Source organism: Halorussus aquaticus, from assembly GCF_024218795.1.
In the GTDB taxonomy this organism is placed as follows: Archaea; Halobacteriota; Halobacteria; order Halobacteriales; family Haladaptataceae; genus Halorussus; species Halorussus aquaticus.
In genome coordinates, this window is the sequence record NZ_CP100400.1 from 2,527,523 (window position 1) to 2,553,650 (window position 26,128).

Sequence of the window (26,128 nt, forward strand, 5' to 3'; positions counted from 1 at the left end):
GGTGAGTTCGGCGTCCGTCGACGGGTCTCCCGTCCGCCGCTCGGTCGGTCGCCCTCGACGGGTCGGCCGGACCCCGTCCGCGGCCGAACTCGCCCTCGCCCGCCGACTTAAGGCCGTTAAGTCCTAACCGTCGCTCATGACCGACAGTTCTCGGGAGTACGAGGTCGCGGTGGTCGGGGGCGGACCCGCGGGTCTCACGACCGCGCTGTACACGACCCGACTGGCCCACGACACGGTCGTCGTGAACCGCGGCGGCGGCCGGGCCGCGATGATGGCCGACACGCACAACGTCATCGGCGTCACCGAAGACGTGTCGGGCAAGGAACTGCTCCGGACCGCTCGCGAACAGATTCAGCGGTACGGGGCCGACTACGTCAAGGACTTCGTGGAGTCGGTCGAGCGCGGAGCGGACGGCCGCTTCCGGCTCTCGACCGGCGAGGAGGACCCGGATCTCGTGGCCGACCGGGTCGTCCTCGCGACCGGATTCAACGACGTGCGGCCCGACCCGCCGCTCCCGCCGACCGGCCGCGGACTCCACTGGTGTCTCCACTGCGACGCCTACATGTTCGTCGACGAACCGGTGTACGTGATGGGAACCGGCGAATCGGCCGCCCACGTCGCGATGATTATGCTCAACTTCACCGACGAGGTGGACCTGCTGACCCGCGGCGACGACCCCGAGTGGAGCGACGAGACCGACCGCCAACTCCGGGCGCACCCGGTCGAAATCGTCGAGGACGAGGTCGTCGGGATGGAGAAGGGCGACGACGGGTGGCTGGCCGGGTTCGAGTTCGAGGACGGGACCTTCCGCGAGTACCGCGGCGGGTTCCCGATGTACGGGTCGGACTACAACGCGGAACTGGCCGACCAGTTGGGGTGCGAGCGCACCGACGACGGGAACGTGGCGGTCGGCGAGGCGGGCGAGACCAGCGTCTCCGGCGTCTACGCGGTCGGCGACCTCACGCCGGGCCACAACCAGATTCCGGTGGCGATGGGCGAGGGCGCGAAGGCCGGAATCGACATCCACTACGGTCTCCGGGAGTTCCCGAAGTCCGTCGAAGAGATAGAGGCCGAGGGCGGAGTCTCGGCCGACGAGGTGCCGAGCATCTCCGAGGAGTTGCGCGAGGCGGCCCGCGAGTTCCGGGCTGCGGGCGACGACTGAGAGGGTGTCCTGATTCGCGCCTCCGTTTACGTTCTTCTGGCGATAAGGAGTGGATACGAACGAAGAGCGGTTCTCTCGGTGACTTCGATTCGACAGCGCTCGCTCCGTCCAAACCGCAGATGCTATTGTTCGGTCGCCGTAACTGCCGACAATGAGCGACATGGCTACCGAACACTCCCGCCGCGAGGCGTGGCTGATGGCCGCCCGGCCGCACACGCTCCCGGCGGCCGCGGCACCCGTCATCGTCGGCGTCGGTCTCGCCGTCCACGAGGGCCTGTTCGCGCCGCTCCCGGCGCTGGCGGCGTTCGTCGGCGCGGCACTCATCCAGATCGGCACCAACTTCGCGAACGACTACTACGACGCCGTGAAGGGCGTGGACACCGACGACCGCGAGGGGTTCACCCGCGTCACCCAATCCGGACTCATCCCGCCGAACGAGGTCAAGCGCGCGATGTACGCCACGTTCGGGTTGGCGATACTCGTCGGCGCGTATCTGGTCGCCGTCGGCGGTCTCCCCATCCTCGTCGTCGGTCTCGCCAGCGTGGTCTCCGGCATCGCCTACGCCGGGGGACCGTACCCCCTCGGGTCGCACGGTCTCGGCGACCTGTTCGTCTTCGTCTTCTTCGGCGTCGTCGCGGTGATGGGCACGTTCTACGTGCAGGCCGCCAGCGTGGTTTCCGGGACTTTCCCCACGGGGATTCCGGCGGGCACGGTCACGTTCGGCGCGTTCCTCGCCAGTCTCCCGGTCGCGGCCATCTCCACGAACATCCTCGTGGTCAACAACGTCCGGGACCTCGAAACCGACCGCGAGGCGGGCAAGCGGACCCTCGCCGTCCTGCTCGGCTACCGGGCGAGCAGGGCCGAGTTCGTCGGTCTGCTGGCGCTCTCCTACGCGATTCCGGTCTGGTTCTGGCTGGCGCGGGGTCACTCTCTCGAAGTTCTCCTACCGCTCGCGACCCTGCCGTACGCCGCGTCGGTCGCGCGGACCGTCCTCACCGACAGTTCGGGCGAGGCGCTGAACCCCGCGCTTGAGCGCACCGGGAAACTGCTGGCCGGACACTCGGTGCTGTTCGCGCTGGGCCTGATAGCGTGATATCCATGAACGCCGAACTCCGGCCCTTCTCGCTCCCGCTCTCTGACCCGCTCGACACGGCCCGGGGGACCATCGAGCGCCGCGACGGACTGCTCCTCAGGTTGGAAACGGAGGATACGGCCGCCGAACCAGCACCCGAGGGCGTCACGGTCGGCGTCGGCGAGGCGACGCCGCTCCCGGGGTGGACCGAACACTACGACGAGTGCGAGTCCGTCCTCGCCGACGCCGCCGAGGCGGTGGACGGCGGAGCGGACCCCGCCGACCTGCTCGCCGACCTCGATTCGACCTCGGCCGCGCGCCACGCGCTCGACCTCGCGCTCGCGGACCTGCACGCTTCGCGCGATGGCGTCCCGCTCTACCGATACCTCGCAGAGTACGACCGGAGCGCGTCCGACCCCGAAACGACGGACCCCGAAACGGCCGACAGCGACCTATGCACACTCGTGAAGAGTGTCCCGGTCAACGCGACGGTCGGCGACGCCGGAGTCGAGGAGACCGTCGCGGAGGCCGAGCGCGCCGCGGAGGCCGGGTTCGAGTGCCTGAAGCTGAAGGTCGGCGCTCGCCCGCTGTCGGCCGACGTGGAGCGAGTCGAAGCCGTGAGTGAGGCGCTCCCCGCGGTCGAATTCCGGGCCGACGCCAACGCGGCGTGGACCCGCCAGCAGGCCCAGCAGTTTTTGGACGCCGCAGGCGACCGACTGGCCTACGTGGAGCAACCGCTGCCCGCGACCGACCTCGCGGGTCTCGCCGCGCTCTCCGGGCCGGTCGCGCTGGACGAGACGCTGGCGGCGGTCGAGTTCGAAGACGGCCTCGACGCGAATCCGGAGGCGGTCGTCCTGAAACCGATGGCGCTGGGCGGTCCCCGTCGGGCGGTCGAACTCGCCGAGCGCGCCCGCGAAGAGGGAATCTCGCCGGTCGTGACGACCACCATCGACGGCGCGGTGGCCCGGACCGCCGCGGTCCACGTCGCGGCCGCGATTCCGGACGTTCCGGCTTGCGGACTGGCGACGCGCAAACTGCTCGAATCCGACCTCGGCCCGGACATCGCGCCGGTCGCGGACGGTCGGGCGGTCGTGCCGCAGGGCGCGGGCAACGGCACCGCGGACACGTGGGGGTACCATGACTGAGCGCAGGAGTCCGGACGATTCCGGCGCGGAGACAGATGGCTGGCTGGCGGAGCGAGCGCGGACCTCGCCCGAGGCGACCGCGCTAATCGAGGCCGAGGACGGAACTGCGTGGACCTACGCCGAGTTGGACGCGGCGGTCGAGGAGACCGCGGGCTGGCTCGCGTCGTTCGGCGCGTGGACCGGCGACCACATCGGCGTCCTGATGGAGACGCGCGTCGCGTTCGTCCGACTGGTCCACGCCGCGATGCGCCTCGGCGTGGTACTGGTCCCCCTGAACGCCAGACTGGCCCGACCCGAACTGGCCCGGCAGGCCGAGACGGCCGACCTGAACCTGCTGGTCTGCGAGCGGGAGACCGAGGCCGACGCCACTGCCGTCGCGGACGTTCCCGTCGTCTCGGTCGATGCCCCCGAAGACGAGTCGGTCGTCGGCCTCCGCGGGCACGACGCCGACTTCGCACCGGCGTCGTGGTCCCGCGCGGACCCGATGGCGATGCTGTTCACCTCCGGGACGACCGGCGACCCGAAGGCCGTCGAGTTGACGATGGGCAACTTCCGGGCGAGCGCGACCGCCTCGGCGTTCCGCCTCGGCGTGACGCCAGACGATAGCTGGCTGCTCTGCCTGTCGATGTACCACATGGGGGGCCTGTCGGTAGTCCTGCGGTCGGCCCTCTACGGGACGACCGTCGTCCTGCAGGAGGGGTTCGACGCCGGGGCGGCCGCCGACGCAATCGCCGAGTACGGCGTCACAGGCGTCTCGCTCGTGCCGACGATGCTCCGCCGGATGCTCTCCGCGCGGGAGTCGCTCGCCAACTCGCTCCGGTTCGTCCTGTTGGGCGGTGCGCCCGCGCCCGACGAACTGATTTCGCGCTGCGAGGCGCGGGGCGTGCCGGTCCACCCGACGTACGGCATGACCGAGACGACGTCCCAAATCGCCACGGCCCGGCCCCGCGAGGCGTTCGCGCACCGCGGGACCGTGGGCCGACCGCTCCTCGGAACCGACCTGACCGTGGTCGGCGGGGACGGCGACCCCCTGCCCGCGGGCGAGACCGGAGAACTCGTCGTCTCCGGGCCGACCGTGATGCGGGGCTACTACGGCGACTCGGAGGCCACCGCCGAGGCCTTCGGCGAGTACGGACTCCACACCGGCGACGTGGGTTACCGCGACGAGGCCGGACGCGTCTGGGTGCTGAACCGCCGGGCCGACCGCATCATCACCGGCGGCGAGAACGTCCACCCCGGCGAGGTGGTCGAAGTCCTGCGCGACCACGACGCGGTCCGGGACGCCGCGGTCGCGGGTCTCGACGACGAGGAGTGGGGCGAGCGCGTCGCCGCGCTCGTAGTGGCCGAGGAGGGCGAGAATATCTCCGACGAAGACGACGAGGGACTCTCGGTCGAAGACGTGGTCGAGCACTGCGAGGACCGACTCGCGGGCTACAAGCGACCGCGGACCGTCGCGTTCGCCGACGAACTCCCGCGGACGGCCTCGGGGACGGTCGAACGCGAGGCGGTCCGGGAACAACTCCGGGACGTGCGCGACGCGGACGCCGGGAACTGAGTGGTCCGTAGAGTGCCGCCAACCACCGGACCCACTGGGCGACGATTCGAAGTAACGCGCTCGATGAATCCGCTACGGGAGCGCCTGCTGACATCCCTACAGGAGCGCCTGACGACACCGCCGCAGGATGGGCCGCGAGGGCCTCGTGCCCGAGCGCGCGGGGAGGAACGGGGCGCGGTGGCGGTGCTGTGCGGTGCAGTTGCGGTCTGATTTGCTCAAGCAGTAGCTAGCTCCTTCTCGACGATTGTATGGTTCCACGGCCGAGACCAGAACACGACGAGACCGCCAGACGGCCATCACAGAACCACTCAGGCAGAATCTCGCTATCGACCGCGACTTTTTAGCCTGACAGGTCCGTAGCAGTAGTCGTGTGTACCCTCATCCTCGCGTGGCAGGTGTTCGACGGGACGCCGGTCGCCGCCGCGGCGAACCGTGACGAGGCGCTCGGCCGACCCTCGCGGCCGCCGGGAGTGCTCGACCGCGACCCGACCGTGGTCGCGCCGAGCGACGAAGAGGCGAGCGGGACGTGGATCGGCTACAACGACGCGGGCGTGTTCGTCGCGGTGACCAACCGCCGGACGGACATCGACGGCGAGCGCTCGCGCGGCCTGCTCGTTCGCGACGCCCTCGCCAGAGAGAGCGCGAGCGACGCCGTCTCCCACGTGGAGGCGGACCTCGCCGACCGCGAGTACGCCGGGTTCAACCTCGTCGTCGCCGATGCCGACGAGGCGACTCTGCTGGAGTGGGACGGCGTCCTCAGGACGACTCACTTGGACCCCGGCGTCCACGTCGTGGTCAACGACGGCTACGACGACGCCGCGACGAAGTCCGCCAGCATCCGCGAGGCCCTCCGTCCCGACGGTGACAGGACCGCCGAGCGTACCGACCCCGACGACGCCGGGACCGCCGAGCGCCCCGACGCCGATGGTGGCGTCGAAGCGTGGTTCGAGCGAGCGAAGGAGGTCCTGCGCGACCACGACATGGAGGTCTGCGTCCACCGCGACGGCTACGGCACTCGGTCGTCGTCGCTGGTCGCGGTCGATTCGACCGGCGAGGGCCGCTACTGGTTCGCCGACGGCAGATCCTGCGAGACCGAGTACGAGGTCGTCACGCCCCGCGACGAGGACGGTCAGTTTTAAACGGCTCGGGGACCGTGTTCCGGGTATGGCAGTATCCGAGGAGGACCTCACCGAGGAGGAGCGCGCGGGTCTGGAACTCGTCCGGCAGTCCGGCGGCATCCACCAGAGCGACTTCTGGAAGGAGTTGGACGTCGATTCCCGGAAGGGAAGCCGCATCGTGGACTCGCTGGACGACAAGGGTCTCGTCCAGCGCGAGGAGACGGTCTACGACGGACACAACACCTACCTCATCACGCCGGCGGCGCGCGACCTCGACTTCTCGCTGCTGATGGCGGGCGACATGCTCTCGCCGTTCATCGGCGAAGAGGAAGTAGACGCCGAGAGCGACGCCTTCTCGCAGTGGATCATGAACCTCGCGTACAGCGAGTAATCGTACCCGCCCGTGGGTGTATCGGCCGAACGAGTTCGGATTTCGGCGTTCTTACGCCGTTCAGTGGCTTTTTGCCGTCGACAGTGGAATCTCCGTCCATGCCAGAGTGGTACGGCGACCACCCGGTCACCGAACTCGGCGGGGCCGACCCGCACCTCGCGCACGTCCAGTACTTCCCCGTCAAGTCCCTCGACGCGGAACCCCGCGACCGAGCGACGCTCTCGACAGACGGTGCCCTCGCGGGCGACCGCGAGTGGGCCGTCCTCGACCGCCCCGCCGACGCGCCCTACGACCCCGACGCGGCCGACGTCGGCGGGAGCGGCGACTACGTCAACGGGAAGAAGACCGACGCGGTCCACCGTTTCCGCTCGCAGTTCCACCCCCGCGACGAGGGCGGCCCGGCGGTCACGCTCCGAGAACAGAGCGACAGCGATGACGAGGCCCGGCGGTTCGAACTCGCCGAGGCCCTGGACGACGAGGCCGCGGTCCACGCCGACCTGAACGCGTGGCTCTCGGACTACTTCGACCGAGAGGTCAGCGTCCGGCGCGACGAGACCGGCCAGCACGACGACCGGAAGCGCCACGGGCCGACCGTCGTCTCGACGGCGACGCTCCGAGAGGTCGCGGCGTGGTTCGACTTCGACCTCGAATCGGCGCGGCGGCGGTTCCGCGCGAACCTCGAAGTCGGCGGGGTCCCACCGTTCTGGGAGGACCGCCTGTTCGGCGACACTGGCGAAGTCGTCCGATTCCGCGTCGGCGACGCCGAACTCGTCGGCGTCCACCCCTGTCAGCGTTGCGTCGTTCCCGGACGAGACCCCGATACCGGGGCGGAGACGCCCGACTTCCGGGAGACGTTCGTGCGCCGACGAAAAGGGACGATGCCGCCGTGGACCGCGGGCGACCGATTCGACCACGCGTTCCGGTTGATGGTCAACACCCGCGTCCCCGAGGCGTCCGACGGGGCGAGCATCGAGGTGGGCGACCCGGTGGAGCGACTCGGCACGCAGTCGGCGTAACCGCAATTTCTACCTCGGCGCTCGAACGGACGAGTCGTTACCCAACGAGATAGGTCGACCCGCCGAGTATCACGAAACCAGCACCACCGAAACAGACGCCGAGGACCCGAGAACCGAAGGTCAGCCACGGTATCCGATTACGGTAACTGCCCCGTTGCTTGCCCTTCGACCCGTCGGGACTCGACTGCAGTAACGTACCGTTGCGGAGGTCGTTGACCACGAGTACCGACAGGCCGAAGAACAGTGTTCTGTAGCCGACCGACCCCCAACTGGGGAGTCCGAGTGAGAGGCCGAACACGCCGTTGGCCAGTACCGCGCCGAACGGAACCGCGGTGGCGACGGCCGCGTGACTGGCTTCGACGTCGTACCTCGCTCGAACTAGCTGGAACGTGATGTACCACTGCCACACGACTGCGACGGCGGCGAATGCGAAAACCAGACCGTATCCAGTTCCGCCGATGGTCAGCCACAACGACCCCCGTGACTCGATGGCCATCGTGACGAGTTGGACGGGCCGCACCACCGCCGAGAGGACGGCCGGAACGAACCCCCAACCGATGGTTGCCAACATCCCGCCGAGGTCCTCGACGCGCGAGGGGATGAGCACCACGAGCGCCCCGGCGACCAGAACCCACGCGAAGACGAAGGACAGGACGGTCGGTATCACGTACCCGCTCACCAACCCGACCACCGTCTCGCTACCCGGATAGGCCCAGACCGAGATGACCCGAGTCGCCGCCGTCACTGCGGCGACTGTCAGAACGACGAGCGCCGACTCGGAGACGGAAGGGTTTCGTTCCTCGAAGGTTCGAGACGGTCGCAGGAGGACGGTCAGAACGTCTGAAAACAACATGTGACATGTCCACCGCACCACAGGTATAAAAATTATTATTTGTCATCGGTGATGTTTCGCGAGTTACTGTTCGAAGCACTGCCGGTGCGGACGGCCGCCGCTTGGCCGGACGCCGGACTAACGAACGGACTCCCCGGCGTCCGCGCTCGGCGGCGCTGGGTCGTCCCCGGCCGTGACCCGGAGACGGTTCACCGAGTCGTTCCGCCGATGTTCACTACTACCCCCGTGGCGTAAGTGGTCGAGATGACGTTCCGATTCGTTCGGTCGAGAGTGTCGGCGGAGTCGATTCCGCGTCGCCGAGTCGAGACGACCCCGAGTTCGACGCACACGAGGGTCGAGGGGAGTGATAGTGCGTGTCGCTGTTGATGGCGACGCTCGTCGGAGCGGCGGCGTCGAGCGCGCTTGTCGTCGGCGCGGCGTTGGGAACCTACTGGCGACCGCCGACGGAGGTGGTCGCCGCCGCGCTCGCGTTCTCCGCGGGCGCGCTCATCACCGCAGTCGCCTACGACCTCTTCGAGGACGCGTTCAAAATCGGGGGAATCTGGCTCGCCGGGGGCGGCTTGCTGGTCGGTGCGGCGGTGTTCATCTTCGCCGACGCCAAACTCGAAGCGGAGTACGAGGAGGAGTCGTCGGGGTGGGCGCTCGTGGCCGCGGTGACGCTCGACGGCGTGCCCGAGAACCTCGCGCTGGGCGTGGCGCTCATCGGGAGTTCCGTGGGACAGATTCTGGCGCTCCTCGCGGCCATCTTCGCCTCGAACCTCCCGGAGGCGCTCGGCGGAGCCCAGAACATGAAGGAGAACGGTCGTTCGAATCGGTTCGCCGTCGGCGTCTGGGTCGTCACCGGAGTCGTGTTGGCGGCATCGGTCGTCGTCGGCAACGTCGTGTTCGCGAAGTTCGGAAAGACCCCGCTGGCGGCCGTCCGGGCGTTCGCGGGCGGCTCGGTACTCGCCTCGGTCGCCGACGAGGTGATGCCGGACGCCTACGAGGCGGGCGGTCCCTACGTCGCCTTCGGGACGGTGGCCGGGTTCCTGACGACGTTCGTGTTGACGTGAGAACAGTCTATGGTCGCGACGCCGACGAAAATAGCCGGTCGTCCCGTCGAGAAGGCGGCTACTGTTCGACGGCGCTACCGACTCGAATGATGTCCTCCTCGCCGAACGCCGGACCGACGAACTGAATCCCGACCGGGAGGTCGTCGGTCTCGCCCGCGGGCACCGAAATCGCGGGCAGGTCGGCCAGATTCACCGGCACGGTGTTGGCGTCCGCGAGGTACATCTGGAGCGGGTCCTCCAGACTGTCGCCGACCTCGAAGGGCGGGGTCGGCATCGTCGGACTCGCCAGCACGTCCACCGACTCGAACGCCTCGTCGAAGTCCTGCTTGACCCACGCGCGGGCGTCCTGCGCCTTCTCGTAGTACTTGTCGTGGTACCCCGCGGAGAGGGCGTAGGTACCGAGCAGAATGCGGCGCTTGACCTCTTCGCCGAACGCTTCGCGCGAGTCGCTGAACGCCTCGTACCAGTTGCCCTCGAACCCGCCGGAGTTGCCGTACCGAACGCCGTCGAAGCGTGCGAGATTGGAAGAGGCTTCGGACATGGCGATGACGTAGTAGGCCTCGACCGCGTGTTCGACCGAGGGCAGCGAGACCTCTTCGACCGTCGCGCCCTGCTCGCGGAGGTCGTCGAGCGTCGCCTCGAAGCGCTCGCGGACGCCCTCGTCCGCGCCCGCCACGAGTTCGGTCGGGACGCCGATGGTCGTGCCCTCCACGTCGCCGGTCGCGGCGCTGGCGTACTCGGAGTCCGCACCCTCCTCGCGGGTCGTCGCGTCGTTCTCGTCCGGCCCGCTGATGACGTCGAGCAGTTCGGCGGCCTCCTCGACGGTCGGCGCGAGCGGACCGATCTGTTCGAGACTGTTCGCGTAGGCGACCAGACCGTAGCGCGAGACGAGTCCGTATGTGGGCTTGATACCGACGACGCCACAGAACGCTGCCGGGTTACGGATGGAACCGCCGGTGTCGCTACCGAGCGCGAGGTCGGCCTCGCCCGCGGCGACCGCGGCCGCGCTCCCGCCCGACGACCCGCCGGGAACGTGGCCGGGAGCGACCGGGTTCTCGGCCGGACCGAACGCCGAGGTCTCGGTCGTCGAACCCATGCCGAACTCGTCCATGTTGGCCTTGCCGACGATGGTCGCGCCCGCGTCCGTGAGACGCTCTACGACCGTGGCGTCGTAGGGCGGGACGTAGTCGTCCAGCATCTCGGACCCGCAGGTCGTCCGGACGCCCTCGGTGCTGATGTTGTCCTTGACGGCGACGGTCCTGTCGGCGAGGGGACCGTCGGACTCGCCCTCGATGGTCTCCTCGGTGATGAATACGTTGTAATCTGCGCTCATGGTTACGTGGTAGTAGTTCGTCGTGGAGCAGTTACGAGACGTTCGGTCCCTTGAAGTAGCCGTCCTCGGTCTCCGGTGCGTTCGCCAGCGCCTCCTCCTGACTCAGACACTCGCGGACTTCGTCCTCGCGCATGACGTTCACGAGGTCGGTCTCGCGTTCGACCTCGGGCACCTCGTCGAGGGTGTCGAAGTAGTCGAGGATGTCCGCGAACTGGTCGGTGAACCGCTCGACCTCGTCGTCGTCGAGTCCGACGCGGGCGAGGTCGGCGATGCGACGGACCTCCTCGGGACCGGGAGACGTGTCGCTCATGTTCGTCACAACCCGTGGGCCAGCGGTAAGGGTTTCGATAGCGGACCCGCAAACCAGGTATTAAACATTGGTGAATTCTGGTGTCAGAAGAAAACCCAGAGAATTACGGCTGGAGGCCCGAAACCGTCGGAGACGCGACGAACGAGGAATCGGAGAAACCGGTCGTTGCCACAGTCTTTAAGTAGCAATGGGCACAACTAGGAGACGTCTTCTGAATCCCGTCATCCGGCCGTCCCGTCTGCGGAGTACCGACCTATCTACCCACGGCTATCTCACCACCCATCCAACATGACTGAAACACGCACCCGAACACACACCGACGAGCGAACGAACGAGGAATCCGAACGAGAGTCCGAGGAACACCGCTGTCCCGAGTGCAGCGGTAACCTCGTCACCGACGACGAGCGCGGGGAGACGGTCTGTGCCGAATGCGGACTCGTCGTGGACGAGGACCAGATCGACCCCGGTCCGGAGTGGCGCGCGTTCGACGCCAGCGAGAAGGACCAGAAGAGTCGGGTCGGCGCACCGACGACGAACACCATGCACGACAAGGGTCTCTCGACCAACATCGGCTGGCAGAACAAGGACGCCTACGGCAACTCGCTGGGGTCGCGCCAGCGAGAGAAGATGCAGCGTCTCCGCAAGTGGAACGAGCGCTTCCGCACCCGCGACTCCAAGGAGCGCAACCTCAAGCAGGCGCTCGGCGAAATCGACCGCATGGCCTCCGCACTCGGCCTGCCGGACAACGTCCGAGAGACCGCGTCGGTCATCTACCGCCGCGCGCTCGACGAGGACCTCCTCCCCGGCCGCTCCATCGAGGGCGTCGCCACGAGCGCGCTCTACGCCGCGGCCCGGAAGGCGGGCACGCCGCGCAGTCTGGACGAGATTACCAACGTCTCGCGGGTCGAGAAAGACGAAATCGCCCGAACCTACCGCTACGTCGTCCGGGAACTCAACCTCCAGATTCAGCCCGCCGACCCCAAGAGCTACGTCCCGCGGTTCGTCTCGGACCTCGGCGTGAGCGAGGAGGTCGAACGCCGCGCCCGAGACCTGCTGGACACCGCGACGGAGAAGGGAATCCACAGCGGCAAGTCGCCGGTCGGTCTCGCCGCCGCGGCCGTCTACGCCGCCGCGCTACTCAGCAACGAGAAGGTGACCCAGAGCGAGGTCAGCGACGTCTCCGACATCAGCGAAGTCACGATTCGGAACCGCTACCACGAACTGCTCGAAGCGAAGGAAGACGGCATCGCACTGTAATTCTCTTTCGTGGCGTGCGTCGCTAGTCACCCCGCCGAGACGGACGTAGCGCTCTCGAAGACCGAAGTGGCCCTCACAGAAACTGAACGTGCCTCGCACGGAGACTGAAGCATTTCTTAGCGAGACGAACGCCGGTAGTCCGTGCAGAACTACGTCCTCCCGAGTAGCGGGTCTCCGTCCGAACACCGGGCCGAACGGGAACTCCGACCGAAATTCACATGCGTCATCTCTCCGTTCGGCCGGTCATGGAGACGACCCGTCACTTCACTGCGACCGTCTACGTCGTCCACGACGGCGCTATCGCCCTGCACCACCACGACAGACTCGACATGTGGCTCTCGCCGGGCGGTCACGTGGACCGCGACGAACTCCCGCGGGAGGCGGCCCGACGCGAGGTCCGCGAAGAGACCGGTCTCGACGTGGACCTGCTGGAACCCGAGACCGGCGTCGAAGTCGAGGCGGGCCGGGAACTCGCGCCCGCCGAACACGTCATGCTGTTCGACATCGACGTCTATCCGGACGGCGAAGTCGGCCACCAGCACATCGACCACGTCTACTTCGCGCGAGCGGCGGACCGCGACATCGACCCCGAAGGCGACGACGAGGCCGACGCCGAGGCGTGGGAGTGGTTCGCCCGCGAGGACCTCAGGGCGGCCGACGAACTCACCAGCGAGGTCGCCGAAATCGGTCTGGAGGCCATCGAGAAGGTAGCGGAGCGGTCCGAGTAGTCGCCACTCGGTTCGGTCTACGAGTCGTCGATGTCTAGCGTGACCGTCAGCGGCCCGCTGGCCTCCTCGAACGAGATGGACCCCGAGTAGCGGTACGTGTCCACCGGGTCCTCGTTGCCCTCGACGGTCCCGCCGACCTCGCCGCGGACGACGTTGCCCTCGACGGTATCGACGCCGAGCGTCCCAGCCTTCGGTCCCTTCTCGACCCGGCCGGAGACCCGGAACTTGTACGAGACCCTGTCCTCGGCTTCCAGCGTAATCGTGTTCGTCAGTTCCTCGTCCTCGGTCGTGTCCTCGACCACTTCGCCGTTTATCAGCACCCTGCCCGGACCGCTGAGTTTCAACTCCGTGATTTCGCCCGTGAAGAGCCAATCGTCGTATCGGCCCTTGCTGGCCGCACCTTCGGCGGTGTTCTCGTCGACGAGGGTATCGTAGCCGTCGCGGTTGGCCTCGCGCTTGAGTTCGCCGCTGACGCTGACGCGGTACTCGAACGTCGCGTCGCCCGCGGCCCTGAATCGCAGGCGATTCCACTCGTCTGCGCTCGCGGTTCCGACCATCCCCGCGCCGAGGAGTCCGGCGGCGGTCGTCCCTTTTAGCACCGTTCGGCGGTCCATCCCGTCGGTCGCTTCTGGTTCTCGTGTTTCGTCGGTCATCGTCCGAACCCGTTTCCCGCATCGACCCCGAATCGTTTAATCGGGGACGTTCCTCAATCCCGATTAAACTGCTTTTAACGCCGATTAGACTGGATTTGCAGGAGAAACACGGCGTTTCCTAAACGTTCGTCAGTAGTCTGGCGGCGGGACGGTCCTCGGCCGAAGCGAACGGAGGTGAGAGCGGGAACAAGCGCGGCCTGACTCGGAGTACCGACTCCCTAAGCGCGGTACATGGTGGGTAGAACAAAAGCCGTCTCAATCCATGATACTGCCACCATGAGTTGGTCGGCCCAGAGCCTCCGAGACGTATCTAGCCTCGCCGCGAGTCGGAGAATCGACGCGAACGGGGACCGCTCGACGGAGGAGGAATCGTGGCCGTAAAGGACAGACTCTCGCGCGGTCTGAAGATGACGTTCTTGGCGCGGAGCGTCCACGTCCTGTCGAACGCGGTGCTGATGGTCCTGCTGACTCGGTTCCTCCTCAGTCCCGGAGAGTACGGCATCCTGTTTCTCGCGCTCTCGATTATCGGCGTCGCGCGCCTGTTCAGCGACCTCGGCCTCGCGAAGTCCGCGGCGCGCTACGTGACGGAGTTCAAGGAGTCGGACTCCTCGCAAGTACCCTACGTCTTCGAGACGGCGCTCAAGTACCGACTGTTGTTCATCGGCGTCGTCGGATGCGGACTCGCGCTGGGTCGGCACTACGTCGCCACCCTCGTCGGAGAACCCGCGGTCGCACCCCTGTTGCTCGTCGGTTCGGTGTATCTGGGGTTCCACTCACTCAGCGTCTTCAACGCGCTGCTGTTTCAGGGGTTCAACTGCGTCTCGTGGAGCGCACTCGTGCAGGTCGTCAACAACGTCAACCGAATCGTCTTCGCAGTCTTGTTCGTCTTCGTCCTCGGGTTCGGCGCGCTAGGTGCCCTGCTGGGCTATCTCGTCGGTGCGGCGCTGGGGATGTGCGTCGGCTTCGTCGTCCTCTACAAGTACTTCTACAGCAACTACGAGAAAGCCGACGAACGCGAAGAGGGTCTCTCCCGCCGTATTCTCGAATACAGCGCGCCGATGACGATAACCCGCGGTGCGGGCGTCCTCAACACGAAAATCGACACCATCCTCATCGGCGTCCTCCTCAATCCCGCCGCCGTGGGCTTCTACACCCTCGCGAAGCAGATATCCTCGTCTCTCACGGTTCTGGCCGGGTCGCTCGGGTTCAGCATCTCGCCGACCTACGGCGAGCAGAAGGTGAACGAACGACTCGATCAGGCCTCGCGGATGTACCGCAAGACGCTCGAATACACGCTCCTGCTCTACCTCCCCGGCGCTGTCGGCGTCATCATCGTGGCCGAACCGACGATTCGCATCGTCTTCGGCGAGGCGTATCTGTCCGCCGCGCCGGTCCTGCAGGTGCTGGGAATTTACGTGGTCCTGCGAGCGATAAACGAGACGACGACGAAGGCCCTCGACTTCCTCGGCCGGGCGCGCGTTCGGGCCGTCGCTAAAGGCTCGACTGCGGTCGCCAACTTCCTCCTGAATCTGGTTCTCATCCCGAGGCTCGGTGTCATCGGGGCCGCGGTGGCGACCGTGATTACCTTCGGAATCTACACGCTCGTCAACGTGTCTGTGATGTACTCCGAACTCCCGTTGGACTCGAAGCGACTGCTCCGACCGGTCGGACTCATCGGCGTCGTCACGGCCGGGATGGGAGTCCCGGTCCTCGTCGCCACCCAGTACGTCTCCGGCGTGTTCTCGCTGGTCGGAGTCGTCCTGTTCGGCGTCGCCATCTGGTCCGCGCTGGCGATTCGGACAGGACTGTTAGATATCGGTTCGACGAAATCTTTCCTGTTGAGTGATCAGTAGCCCCGTGTTTTCCCGGATAGAGCGCCTCGAACCGGGGGTGAGCGGAGTTCTCTCTCGACGTCACATTCATGGAATCGGAAAATACTTAAAAGATGGGTTAAGCATTGAAAGTGGCATGGCACGCGACGAAACGACACGCGAACCATCGGAAGAGGCATCGAACGTCAACAGACGGAACTACCTGCGATTGGCTGCCGCGACGGCGGCGTCCGTCACGGCATTCGGCACGGGGGTCACCGCCGCGGCGGACTTCGAGACGATTACCGTCCCCGCGGGCGAGGTTCGGAGTTTCAGTCTCGGCGACGGCGACACCTTGGAGAACACGCTCATCGACATCTCCGCGTCCGGCGCGGGCTACCGCATCTCGGCCAGCGGCGACGGCTGGGCGATTCGCAACGTCGGTGTTCGCGGGTACTTCGATGCCAACGTCGACGACCCGATCGTGGCGCTCTGTCCGAACGGCGGGACGGGGACCATCGAGAACGTCTACCTCGGCGACGGCGGGTACGACGCCCCCGCTGGACTGACTACTGGCATCTTCGTCCACGCCTATCACACGGGTCACATCGACATCGACCGCGTGAACGTGCAAGGCTGGGCCGGGAACGGCGTCTACGCCAGCGGCCCCGGCAACCACGACGACCACCCCAACCCCGGCGGCGACGGGACGGTCCAGATCACCAATTCGTACGCGGCCGACAACCCGACTGCCGACTTCCGACTCGGAACCGACGGTTCGTACTGTAAAAACTGTGTGTGTGAAGGCTCGGGTCGAGGCTACTGGGGATTCTACAACACCACGAAACTCATCGACTGCGACGTTCACAACGGAATCTACGCGAGCGACGGTGCGTGGGAGTCGCCCGCCGTGGTGCAGTTGGAGAACACCCGGTTCTCCGGCGGGACCCACACCTACGTCGACAGCGCCGACATCTCCGGCAGTTCGGCCGGTACTCCCCGCGACCGGATGCCCGACGGCGTGCCGACGACGGCGAAGGCCGCCGCGAGCGCGACGAGCGGTACCGACGGCGGTAGCTCGGACTCGACGACGAGCGAGTCCGACGACTCGGGTCCGACCGGAACGCTCTTCGAACTCGTCGCGGGGTCGGACACCTCGAACGCCGAGTACGAGTTCACTGTCGAGGGGAGCGTCCAGAAGCGGACCGCCTCGGGAGACGTGGCCGCCGAAAGCAACGACACCGTCTCGGACAACGGCGACGGCACGGTCACGGTCTCGGGCCTGTCGGGCAACGGCTACGGCGACGCCTTCTTCGTGGATGGCGACATCGTTTCGATGAACCTCGACGAGTCGAAGTGGACGCTCCGGTACGGCGGCGAGGAAGTCAGCGTGGGCGACCTCGTGCTACCGAACAAGTTGGTCATCGACGGGAGCGATACGCCCCGGCAATCCAGCGAGTACACCGTGGAGTTCAGCGGCACGGCCCGCAAGAGCGCCGCGCTCGGTTCGGTCAACTCCCACGACGTGATTTCGGACGGCACAATCTCCGGGCGCGTCATCGGCGGCACGGACGGCTACCGGTTCTCGGGCGAGATCACCGGCTTCCGACTCGACGGCCCCGCGACGGTCAACGTCGAGGACGACGTCTAATCGCAGCGCACTCTTTTGGGCAGTCGGCCGCGGTATTAGCATCTCTGCCGAGGTTCAGGGTGGGGCTGAAACCGTTTCGCGGGCAGAACGGCGACACCGAGACCAGCGGACGCTCTCGGACCGATTAGTCCGTCGGTTTCCGCGACGAACGTTGCCACAGAGCGGAGGTCGCGCCGCTCTGCACGGCCGACGTAACGGCCGTATTCGGGTGTCCTGACGCCCGACGAGGCCTCTGACTGGCTCGGGGACGCCCTCGCGTTACTCGTCGGATAGCTCGGGGGTAACTGCGCCGTAATTACGAGTATCCTGTTAGGGTTCAGTAACTAGTTGTCGCTCCGAGCGCCCGCGGGATTCAGTCACAATCACAATATAACAATACGCGAATGGATTCTGGACTAACACACGATGCCCGGAATTTCATTCGTTCAGGGGCAGACGACCGTCGGAGAGGCCGCCTCGGCCTCGCTACGTACCATCTGCTTCCGCGACGATTACGACCGAACGGTCCACGTAGACGACAGTGCCGCGTTTCTCGGGTCCACCGGTTACTCCGAGTACCCTGTAAAGGTGGTCGAAACCTCGGACGCAGTTTTTGTACTCGAAGGCCGCCTCTACGATACTGACGACGAGGAACGCGAACTTCGGTCCCTCGGCCCCAAACTACTCGAAGAGCGCCTCGAAGCGGTTCGGTCGTGGGTCGCCGACCGTGACGGCGACTTCCTCGTACTGGCATACGAGAAGGAAACTGGGGCCGTCTCGGCCGTGAACGACACCTTCGCTCGACTCCCGGTCTACTACGCCACCGTCGGCGACGACGTCGTTCTCTCTCGCGAACTCAAGTTCGTCCGCAGTCTCGCCCGAGACCGCGACGACCCGCTCGAACCGGACGTGGTCGCGTTCGCCCAGACGCTGGTCTTCGGATATCAACTCGGGAACCGGACGCTCTTCGACTCGGTGCGCCGCGTCCCGCCGGGGTCGTACGTTCGCATCGACGGCGACGTGGCCGTCCGGAGCCTCCACAGCCACGACTTCCAGCAAACGCCCTACGCTGACCGGAACGTCCGGGAGAACGCCCGCGAACTGGCGTCCCGGTTCGAGGAGGCCTGCGCGAATCGAGCCGCGGACGACCTGCCGAACGTGGTTTCGCTGAGCGGCGGTCTCGACTCTCGGGCCGTCGCGGGCGGATACGACGCCGTTGGCGTCCCGTATCTCACGGCGACCTTCGAGAAACCGAACGACGCGAACAGTTCGGACGTTCGACTCGCCGAGCGCATCGCCGACGCGCTTGACGCCGACTGGGAGCGGTACGCCGTGGAGCGGACCGAGCGCCACCGTGAAGACCTGCTGGAGATGAAGCAGGGACTGAACTTTCTCGCAATGTCGTTCCTGCTCGATTTCCTCGAACAGTTGGAGGCGCGCCACGGCAAGTTCACCTACGTCACGGGCGACGGCGGCGACAAGGCGCTACCGGACCTGACCCCGCCGCGGGAGTTCGACGGTCGGCGCGACCTCGCCGAATACGTCGTGGACACTCACAGCATCTTCGACCCGGAGGAAGCGGCAGACCTGACCGGGGTGTCGCGCGAGCGACTCGTCCAGTCGGTACAGGCCCGGTTGGACTCGTACCCGGAGTCGGCCTACGACGCCCAGTACGTCCACTTCCTCGTCCGGGAACGAGGGATGAACTGGCTCAACCACGGCGAGGACCGGAATCGCTACTACTGCTGGAGTGTCTCGCCGTTCTACGCGACGGAATTCTTCGATTACGCGATGAGCGTGCCCGCCGACCAGAAGCGCCGGAGCAGGTTGCAGGCCGCCTTCCTCGAGGAGTTGGGCCCGTCGCTGTGCGACATCGAGAACGCTAACTACGACGCGCCGGTGAGTTCCGTCACGCACGAACTGAAGCTACTCGGTGTCAACCTCGTCAGTCGGTATCCCGGCCTCAGAGACGCCATCACCTCCTTCCTGAACGGCGGTGCGAGCGACGAAGTTACCGAGGCGCTGGCGAACGAGGTCCGACGCGCGGGCGAAACGCCGTTCGACGACACGGCGGTCGCAGACGTCGTTCGCAACGGCGGTGACTACCGCGGGCAAGAACTCTACAACCTGCTGACGCTGTTGGCGACCACCAACTACACGCCCGCCCGTCCCGTCCGAACCGACCAGACCGCGGTGATTACCGACGGAGAGGGGTACCGTAAAGAGAAGTAAACGCGGACTGCGCCGGTTTAGTAGCCGGTGACCGGTGCGTGCTGAGACATCTCCGCGAAGGAGTCCTCCGAGAGTGCTCCCGGAGCGACGAGCACCAGCGCCACCATCAGCAGAGCGACGACCGGCAGTAACAGTCTGTCGCGCCACCCCATCTCGGCGACGTTGCTGGAGAAGTACCGCGCCGAGGAGACTCCCACGACGCGCGCCGCGCTCGCCCGGCGAAGGATTTCCGCCATCGGTGTCCGTTCTCGGACCTCGTTCTGCATGTCGAAACCCACGACGTACCGCACAATAAACATATAGAGGTTAGCCGACGCTAAGTCCGTATTAAGCCGGATTAGGCCACAGTAGACTCGTCGCTCGTGGTTCGGCCGAACTCGGGGACACGCCCGAAGCGATACCCGAATCTACGCGAACCCGTTTCAAATATCCGAGAGTTTTTATGACCTGAGAAAGTTAATTAATCTCGGTTCCGAACAGACCGACCACATGAGTACCAGTCGGCTCGATGGCGAGCAGGTTCCAAGCGAGCGCGACACGCCGTTTCGAGACCGGTTGGAGTCCACCGAGGAGATTCGTCTCTCGTGGACCGGGTCCGACGTTCGCTGGGTGAACCAGTGGCGGACGGCCTCCGACTCGCCGACCGCCTTCGCCGCGACCGACCGTCGCATCCTCTTCGAGACCAGCGAGACTACCGTCTCCATCGGCTACAATCACGTTCGGGCGGTGAAAATCGAACCCGCGGGCGAACGACTCGACCTCTCGACGGCGTTCCTCGCGTGCGGCGGCCTCTGCCTACTCGTCGGACTGCTGGCCGCTACCCAAGACGCCACCAGCGGGGTCGCGCTGATTCTGCTCTCGGTTACGCTGCTGGTCGCCCGGACCGTGGTCGGGACGGGACCCGACTGCGCGACCGTCACCGTCGTCATCGACAACGAGCGCCAGCGCCTCTCGTTCTCGGCCCGAGAGGAGGTGGGCGAGGAACTGGCGGAACTGGCCGAGGCGGTGTGAATCGAACGTCCAGTACGCTCGGACGCGAACCGCGTAGCGGCAGTCGAGCGCTCTCGGCCGATGGCCACGTCTCCGACTGGATTACTCCGTCTCGACTCGGGACGCGACGTATTGGGAGACGTGGTCGTCCATCCTGCGTTTGAATCCTGCCTGTCGCGCGAGGCGGTCTAACTCGCGGGCGACGAGACTCCCGTACTGGACCGCCTTCTTCTCCCGGAACGCCACGCGGTCGGGGACGAACTCCCGGGCCGCGAGGCGGAACGCCTTCTTGCGCTCGCCGCGGGAATCGACCAGTAGGTCGCCCGGTAGTCGGAGCGCGGTCCGGACCACTCGGTCGTCCAGCAGCGGCGCGACCGGTTCCACGCCCGCGGCGCGCAACCCCAGCAGGTCGCGCTCCAGTTGGTCCGGCAAGGTCCGAATCACCTCTCGGACAGCGCCCCGGACCGTCTCGGCCTCGACGCGGGGGTCCTCGGGCGCGCGAGCGACCTTGGCGTACCCGCCGAACAGTTCGTCGGCACCCTGCCCGACCGCGAGTCGGTCGTACCCGTCGGCCGCCGCGCGCTCCCCGGCGAGATAGAGCGGGAGCGCGATTTGCACGTCCATCGCGTTGGTTCGGCCGGTCGCGCGGGCGACGTCGGCGACCGCCTGCTCGACGTCGGACACGTCGAGTTCCACGACCCGAAGGTCGTCCTCGCGGCCCATCAGTCGGGCGGCGCGCCGGGCCGCGGCCACGTCGTGACTGTCGGGGAAGCCGACGACGTAGAGGGGCGCGTCGAGGGCGCTGGCCACGACGGCCGAGTCCACGCCGCCAGAGAACGCGACCGCCACGCTCTGCGAGGAAACGGAGTCCAACGATTCGCCGAGCGCGCGCCGGAGGTCTGCGACCGCCTCGCGGTCGTCCGCGGCGGGCGCGGGGTCGGGAACCGAGAAGACGCGCTCGGCGCTCCGCTCACCGGGTGAGACGGTGTGCCCCGCCGGAATCGGTTCGGGATTCGTGAGGTCGTCGGGCGAGAACGCCCAATCGTCCGCATCGCGGAGCGGGCGTTCGCTTCGCTCCACGAATATCGGTTGCCGACCGAGAACGTCGCGGACGAGGCGACCGTCCGGCAGTCGTCCGGCGAACCCGCGGGTCCCGGAGAGCGACTCTCCGGCCGCGACCGCCTCTGCGACCGCGTTCGGCGACGCACCGCGCATCCGCGACTCCTCGGGAGTCATTCCAGCATCTCGCCGAGGCGGTTCTTCACTCGGCGCTTGGCCCCGCCCGCGGCCTGTCGAAAACTGACGTGCCACGGGGTGCGCTTGCCCTCGACGCTGGTCCGACCGTCGAGGATGGCGTCGAGAATCGCCTCCGAAGTTCGGTCGTCCGCGCCGATTCGGGTGACGGCCTGCCCGACCATCTCGTTGATGTGGGCGTCGCTCCCCGCGGTCTGGGGCAGTCCGTGACGTTCGGCGAACCGCCTCGCCTTCCGGTTTCCGCGGCCCGTCAGCAGTCGGGAGTTGTACACTTCGATGGCGTCGGCCTCGGCGAGTTCGGACTCGGTAATCTTCGCCATCACCCCGCTGCGGGACTTCTGGTACGGATGGGGAATCACGGCGACGCCGCCCAGTTCGTGGATTCGGTCGAGCGTCTCGCCGAACGACAGTCCGGCGGGGACGCGCTCCCGGATGCCCAGTCCGAGGACGTGACCGGCGGCAGAACTGACCTCCATGCCCGGGATGCCGACCAGTCCGTACTCGTCGGCCTTCTCGGCGGCTTCGAGGCTGGCCGCGATTTCGTCGTGGTCGGTGATGGCCAGCGCGTCGAGACCGACCGCCGCGGCCTGCTCCAACAGGAGGTCGACCGAATCGCGGCCGTCGTACGAGAGCGACGAGTGGGCGTGTAGCTCGACCGATAGCACGGGTGGCCGTTTGCAGGGAAGTAGCAAAAACGACTCGGTCCGCTTCGCGCGCTGAGTCTGCGGTGCTTCAATGTCGCGTTCGTCTTTCCTAACGACGCTACGAATTGCTGGTAACTCGCGTTATCCGATCGGCCGTTCGCAGTAACGACAGACGGACCGCGAGCACTCTCAGTCTCGGGGTTCCGTGAGCGACCTTCGCAGGAGGACGAGGACGAGTGCCGGAAGTCGTACCCTGCGTCAACACTCCTCGGAATGAACAAACGAGTTCGGCGCGTAAGAATGAAATATAGTGCTCTCAGAATCAAATAGACATTTTTGGGCGTTCTATTTATCGTCTAAACTGGTCCTTTTGATTGTCTACCTCGATACGAGATTCGCTTCGGTCTTCGTTCGAGACTAGCGGCATCACTGCGGATTTTGTATATCGGGATGAAGTTTATATGTCCGAAGCAGAGCGAGGAGAATGATCCGATAGTAGACAGTATTTGGATTCGAATCTCGGGAATGGGCGAGATTCGGACTGCTCCGACGACCAACGACGCCCGTCGGGAGCGACTGCTGGCACGGCCCTCCAGAACTCGTTCCACCGAAGTTACATGGCGCACTCGCGGCACCCGCAGAAGTATGCACGCACCTGCACATAGAAAGGCATTAATTCGCCGTGTCTGTACAGACAGGTGAATGAGTCTCTCCGAGCCAGACCGCGAACTCGTCGTCACCGAACTCGGTCGGGAGCCGACCGCGGCGGAGGCAGTGCTGTTCGAGAACCTCTGGAGCGAACACTGCGCGTACCGGTCCTCCCGACCGCTGCTGTCGGCGTTCGATAGCGAAGGCGAACAGGTCGTCGTCGGGCCGGGCGACGACGCCGCAGTCGTGGAAGTCGCGGACGACGTGTACATCACGATGGGCATCGAGAGCCACAACCACCCCTCGTTCGTGGACCCCTACGACGGCGCGGCCACCGGCGTCGGCGGCATCGTCCGGGACACGCTCTCGATGGGTGCCTACCCCATCGCGCTCGCGGACTCGCTGTACTTCGGCGACTTCGACCGCGAACACTCCCGCTACCTGCTGGAGGGCGTCGTGGAGGGCATCTCGGACTACGGCAACTCCATCGGCGTCCCCACGGTCGCCGGAAGCACGGCGTTCCACGCCGACTACGAGGGCAACCCGCTGGTCAACGTGGCCTGCGTGGGACTGCTCTCGCCGGACCGACTCGTCACGGCCGACGCGAAGGAACCCGGCAACAAACTGCTGCTGGTCGGCAACGCGACCGGTCGGGACGGTCTCGGCGGCGCGAGTTTCGCCAGCGAGGACCTCTCGGAGGACGCCGAGACCGAGGACCGCCCCGCGGTGCAGGTCGGCGACCCCTACACCGAGAAGTTGCTCGTCGAGGCCAGCGAGGCCCTGCTGGACCTCGATTTGGTCGAGGCGGCGCGGGACCTCGGCGCGGCCGGACTCGGCGGCGCGTCCAGCGAGATGGTCGCCAAGGGCGGTCTCGGCGCGGAGATTCGACTGGAGGCGGTCCACCAGCGCGAACCGAACATGAACGCGCTGGAAATCCTGCTCGCCGAGTCTCAAGAGCGGATGTGTTACGAGGTCAGGCCGGAGAACGTCTACGCGGTCGAACAGGTCGCCGAGAAGTACGACCTCGGCTGTTCGGTCATCGGCGAGGTCACCGAGGGCAACTACGTCTGCACGTTCGAGGGCGAGACTGTCGTGGACGTGAACGCCGAGTTCCTCGGCGACGGCGCGCCGATGAACGACCTCGAATCCGAAGCGCCGCCCCGACCCGAGCGCGACCTGCCGGACGCCGACCTCGGCGAGGCGTTCGAGGCCGTCGTCGGCGACCCGAACACCGCGAGCAAGCGGTGGGTCTACCGCCAGTACGACCACGAGGTACAGGTCAGGACCGCGACCGGGCCGGGCGACGACGCGGCGGTGCTCGCGCTCCGAGAGGCCGAGACGGGACTCGCCGTCTCCTCTGGCGCGGACCCCAACTGGACCGCGGCCGCGCCCTACGACGGCGCTCGCGCGGTCGCACTGGAGAACGCGACGAATCTCGCCGCGAAGGGCGCGACGCCCCTCGCTGCGGTGGACTGTCTCAACGGCGGCAACCCCGAGAAGCCCGACGTGTACGGCGGGTTCGAGGGAATCGTGGACGGTCTCGCCGACATGTGCGCGGCGCTCGACGCACCGGTCGTCGGCGGAAACGTCTCGCTGTACAACGACTCGCCCTCCGGACCGATTCCGCCGACGCCGACGCTGGCGATGACCGGGACGAAGGAGGGGTACGACGTCTCCGAGCAAGGCTCGGAGGCTCGTCGGACGAAGTCCTACGGTGCGCCGCCCGCCGCCCTCTCGGGGGAGGGCACGCTACTCGTCGTCGGTGACTCCGGCGGGACGCGACTCGGTGGGTCGGAGTACCTCGCTCAGATGGGCGGGAGCGACCGCTTCCCGACGCTCCCCGAGAACCCCCGCGAGGTCGTGGAGACGCTCGCAGAAGTCGCCGACGCGCCCGATACGCTCGCGGTCCACGACGTGAGCCACGGCGGCCTCGCGGTCGCGCTGGCCGAGATGGTCTCCGCGGACGCGGGCGCGACGGTCGAAGTCGAGGACATCGAAGCGCTCTTCGCCGAGACGCCGGGCCGCGCCGTCGTGGAGACGACCGACCCGGAGGCGGTCCGCGAGGCCTTCGCGGGCGTCGCGCCGGTGGCGGAACTGGGCACTGCGGACGACTCGGGCGCGCTCGACCTGACCGTCGGCAGCGCGGAACGTAGTTCCGCGGACAGTCGAGCGGCATCGCCGCGAGACGACGGCGAGGAGCTAACCTACGACGCCGCGGAAATCGCCGCCCTCCGGGACGTGTTGGCGCGCGAACTCGACTGACGAGACAGTCGGTCCATAGTCTCCGGCGAACTCCGCGGCGGTCTGCTGCGGATTATCTTCGAAGTAAGTCGTATAGCCCGACATCGACCGGCGGGGCGGGCCGTCGAGATAGTCGTCGGTAACCGGTGCTTCGGACGGGAGCTACTCCGGTTCCGCGACAGTCATGACGGGGACCGGCGCCGAGCGCACGGTCTTCTCGGTGACGCTGCCGAGCAGGATACGATCCGTGCCGCGTCGCCCCGTCGTCCCCATTCCGACGGCGTGGATGTCGTTCGCTTCGATACTGTCGAGGATAACCTCGGCGGGCGTTCCGTGTTCGACGTGGCTGACAGTGTTCGTGACCCCGTGCGTCTCGGCCGCCGAGACGACGGTCTCGACAGCGTCGGTCGCGGCCGCTTCACTATCCTTGCCGGAACCCGCGGACCGGACGTCAACTCCGAGTGCGGTGTCGTCGACGACGGAGAGGACGTGCACGGTCGCGTCGAGCGACGCCGCGAACTCGACGACGTGCTCGGCAGCGTACGTCGCGGCGTCACTCCCGTCCGTCGGGACGAGGATGTTGTCGTAGGGGAACGCGAGCGTCTCGTCTGGCTGCATGCGGACGGTGAGGACGGGAACCGAGGAGAGGCGGACGACCTTCTCGGAGACGCTTCCGATGAGGTACCGCGAGATGCCCTCGCGGCCGTGGGTCGGCATCACGACCAGATCTTGGTCGTACCGCTCTGCGTAGTCGACGATAGTCGGTGCCGGATTGCCCTGAACGATGTCGGTCTCGTACGGAACCCCGAGCGTGTCCAGCGTTTTCGCGGCCTCCTCGACGATGTCCTCGCCCTCCTGTTTCAGGGCATCGACAGTCTGGCCCTCGACGACGGTGACGCTGTCGCGCGTCGAGTCGGCGACGTAGAGCACGTTGATCGTCGCGTCGGCCCAGTGGGCGATCTCGCCGGCGTGATGGAGCACCTCGGCTGCGCCCTCGCTACCGTCGAACGGGAGGAGGATGCTGTCGTACATG

General features: G+C 66.7%; 25 protein-coding genes. 16 read left to right on the forward strand and 9 right to left on the reverse strand.

Translation table 11 applies throughout. The annotated features are described in order from the left end of the window. Positions 1–136: 136 nt before the first annotated feature. The 4 genes from NGM06_RS13065 (at position 137) to menE (ending at position 4,934) form a co-directional block, all read left to right on the forward strand. Positions 137–1,162: an NAD(P)/FAD-dependent oxidoreductase gene (locus NGM06_RS13065; protein ID WP_254267381.1), complete on the forward strand. Its 1,026-nt coding sequence runs from the start codon at positions 137–139 to the stop codon at positions 1,160–1,162. Between the two features lie 160 nt (positions 1,163–1,322). Next, entirely contained in the window at positions 1,323–2,255 is a 933-nt protein-coding gene (locus tag NGM06_RS13070; RefSeq protein ID WP_368410441.1) for a 1,4-dihydroxy-2-naphthoate polyprenyltransferase, read from the forward strand. 5 nt (positions 2,256–2,260) lie between these two features. Beyond that, a complete protein-coding gene (locus NGM06_RS13075) occupies positions 2,261–3,379 on the forward strand; it encodes a mandelate racemase/muconate lactonizing enzyme family protein (RefSeq protein ID WP_254267383.1) in 1,119 nt (372 codons plus the stop codon). Further along, complete coding sequence (menE, locus tag NGM06_RS13080; protein ID WP_254267384.1) at positions 3,372–4,934, forward strand: o-succinylbenzoate--CoA ligase; 1,563 nt, start codon at positions 3,372–3,374, stop codon at positions 4,932–4,934. Before NGM06_RS13075 ends, menE begins: the two co-directional genes overlap by 8 nt. A gap of 96 nt (positions 4,935–5,030) precedes the next feature. Here the strand turns inward: menE and NGM06_RS24160 are convergent, their stop codons facing one another. Beyond that, positions 5,031–5,153 (reverse strand): hypothetical protein, encoded by a 123-nt coding sequence (locus NGM06_RS24160; protein ID WP_256567935.1) that lies wholly within the window; start codon positions 5,151–5,153, stop codon positions 5,031–5,033. Positions 5,154–5,302: 149 nt separating this feature from the next. Between NGM06_RS24160 and NGM06_RS13085 the strand changes: the two genes are divergently transcribed. The 3 genes from NGM06_RS13085 (at position 5,303) to NGM06_RS13095 (ending at position 7,459) form a co-directional block, all read left to right on the forward strand. Then, entirely contained in the window at positions 5,303–6,073 is a 771-nt protein-coding gene (locus NGM06_RS13085) for an NRDE family protein (RefSeq protein WP_254267385.1), read from the forward strand. A gap of 25 nt (positions 6,074–6,098) precedes the next feature. After that, positions 6,099–6,443, forward strand: a complete 345-nt coding sequence (locus NGM06_RS13090; RefSeq protein WP_163521607.1) for a helix-turn-helix transcriptional regulator — start codon at positions 6,099–6,101, stop codon at positions 6,441–6,443. A gap of 98 nt (positions 6,444–6,541) precedes the next feature. Further along, positions 6,542–7,459, forward strand: coding sequence for an MOSC domain-containing protein (locus NGM06_RS13095; protein WP_254267386.1), 918 nt, complete (start codon positions 6,542–6,544; stop codon positions 7,457–7,459). 37 nt (positions 7,460–7,496) lie between these two features. Here the strand turns inward: NGM06_RS13095 and NGM06_RS13100 are convergent, their stop codons facing one another. Continuing rightward, a complete protein-coding gene (locus NGM06_RS13100) occupies positions 7,497–8,312 on the reverse strand; it encodes a hypothetical protein (RefSeq protein ID WP_254267387.1) in 816 nt (271 codons plus the stop codon). A 51-nt stretch (positions 8,313–8,363) separates the two neighbouring features. On the opposite strand from NGM06_RS13100, the gene NGM06_RS13105 reads away from it, so the two are divergent. Next, positions 8,364–8,546 carry a hypothetical protein gene (locus tag NGM06_RS13105; RefSeq protein ID WP_254267388.1) on the forward strand — a complete coding sequence of 61 codons (183 nt, stop codon included), beginning with the start codon at positions 8,364–8,366 and terminating at the stop codon, positions 8,544–8,546. Positions 8,547–8,677: 131 nt separating this feature from the next. Continuing rightward, the gene (locus NGM06_RS13110; protein WP_254267389.1) at positions 8,678–9,364 is read left to right on the forward strand and encodes a ZIP family metal transporter; all 687 of its coding nucleotides are present in this window, start codon (positions 8,678–8,680) and stop codon (positions 9,362–9,364) included. Positions 9,365–9,422: 58 nt separating this feature from the next. On the opposite strand, the gene gatA is transcribed toward NGM06_RS13110, so the two are convergent. Next, positions 9,423–10,697 (reverse strand): Asp-tRNA(Asn)/Glu-tRNA(Gln) amidotransferase subunit GatA, encoded by a 1,275-nt coding sequence (gene gatA, locus NGM06_RS13115; protein WP_254267390.1) that lies wholly within the window; start codon positions 10,695–10,697, stop codon positions 9,423–9,425. Positions 10,698–10,728: 31 nt separating this feature from the next. Next, the gene (gatC, locus tag NGM06_RS13120; protein WP_254267391.1) at positions 10,729–11,007 is read right to left on the reverse strand and encodes an Asp-tRNA(Asn)/Glu-tRNA(Gln) amidotransferase subunit GatC; all 279 of its coding nucleotides are present in this window, start codon (positions 11,005–11,007) and stop codon (positions 10,729–10,731) included. Positions 11,008–11,295: 288 nt separating this feature from the next. On the opposite strand from gatC, the gene NGM06_RS13125 reads away from it, so the two are divergent. Together NGM06_RS13125 and NGM06_RS13130 are read left to right on the forward strand one after the other, a co-directional pair. Then, positions 11,296–12,264, forward strand: a complete 969-nt coding sequence (locus NGM06_RS13125; RefSeq protein ID WP_254267392.1) for a transcription initiation factor IIB — start codon at positions 11,296–11,298, stop codon at positions 12,262–12,264. A 245-nt stretch (positions 12,265–12,509) separates the two neighbouring features. Continuing rightward, positions 12,510–12,992, forward strand: a complete 483-nt coding sequence (locus tag NGM06_RS13130) for an NUDIX hydrolase (protein ID WP_254267393.1) — start codon at positions 12,510–12,512, stop codon at positions 12,990–12,992. 17 nt (positions 12,993–13,009) lie between these two features. Here NGM06_RS13130 and NGM06_RS13135 read toward each other — a convergent pair whose 3' ends face one another. Continuing rightward, entirely contained in the window at positions 13,010–13,645 is a 636-nt protein-coding gene (locus NGM06_RS13135; RefSeq protein WP_254267394.1) for a hypothetical protein, read from the reverse strand. Between the two features lie 371 nt (positions 13,646–14,016). On the opposite strand from NGM06_RS13135, the gene NGM06_RS13140 reads away from it, so the two are divergent. The 3 genes from NGM06_RS13140 (at position 14,017) to NGM06_RS13150 (ending at position 19,318) form a co-directional block, all read left to right on the forward strand. Then, positions 14,017–15,498: a flippase gene (locus NGM06_RS13140; RefSeq protein WP_254267395.1), complete on the forward strand. Its 1,482-nt coding sequence runs from the start codon at positions 14,017–14,019 to the stop codon at positions 15,496–15,498. A 115-nt stretch (positions 15,499–15,613) separates the two neighbouring features. Next, complete coding sequence (locus NGM06_RS13145; protein WP_254267396.1) at positions 15,614–17,107, forward strand: hypothetical protein; 1,494 nt, start codon at positions 15,614–15,616, stop codon at positions 17,105–17,107. Positions 17,108–17,512: 405 nt separating this feature from the next. Continuing rightward, positions 17,513–19,318 (forward strand): asparagine synthase-related protein, encoded by a 1,806-nt coding sequence (locus tag NGM06_RS13150; protein WP_254267397.1) that lies wholly within the window; start codon positions 17,513–17,515, stop codon positions 19,316–19,318. Between the two features lie 17 nt (positions 19,319–19,335). On the opposite strand, the gene NGM06_RS13155 is transcribed toward NGM06_RS13150, so the two are convergent. Further along, positions 19,336–19,584 (reverse strand): hypothetical protein, encoded by a 249-nt coding sequence (locus NGM06_RS13155; protein WP_254267398.1) that lies wholly within the window; start codon positions 19,582–19,584, stop codon positions 19,336–19,338. 223 nt (positions 19,585–19,807) lie between these two features. Between NGM06_RS13155 and NGM06_RS13160 the strand changes: the two genes are divergently transcribed. After that, positions 19,808–20,329, forward strand: a complete 522-nt coding sequence (locus NGM06_RS13160; protein WP_254267399.1) for a hypothetical protein — start codon at positions 19,808–19,810, stop codon at positions 20,327–20,329. 81 nt (positions 20,330–20,410) lie between these two features. Here NGM06_RS13160 and NGM06_RS13165 read toward each other — a convergent pair whose 3' ends face one another. Continuing rightward, the gene (locus NGM06_RS13165) at positions 20,411–21,523 is read right to left on the reverse strand and encodes an asparagine synthase C-terminal domain-containing protein (RefSeq protein WP_254270029.1); all 1,113 of its coding nucleotides are present in this window, start codon (positions 21,521–21,523) and stop codon (positions 20,411–20,413) included. 17 nt (positions 21,524–21,540) lie between these two features. Beyond that, a complete protein-coding gene (locus NGM06_RS13170) occupies positions 21,541–22,227 on the reverse strand; it encodes a CehA/McbA family metallohydrolase (RefSeq protein WP_254267400.1) in 687 nt (228 codons plus the stop codon). A 681-nt stretch (positions 22,228–22,908) separates the two neighbouring features. On the opposite strand from NGM06_RS13170, the gene purL reads away from it, so the two are divergent. Beyond that, complete coding sequence (purL, locus tag NGM06_RS13175; RefSeq protein WP_254267401.1) at positions 22,909–25,116, forward strand: phosphoribosylformylglycinamidine synthase subunit PurL; 2,208 nt, start codon at positions 22,909–22,911, stop codon at positions 25,114–25,116. Between the two features lie 141 nt (positions 25,117–25,257). On the opposite strand, the gene NGM06_RS13180 is transcribed toward purL, so the two are convergent. After that, on the reverse strand, positions 25,258–26,127 hold the full coding sequence (locus NGM06_RS13180; RefSeq protein WP_254267402.1) for a universal stress protein: 870 nt from the start codon (positions 26,125–26,127) through the stop codon (positions 25,258–25,260). Position 26,128 lies beyond the last annotated feature (1 nt).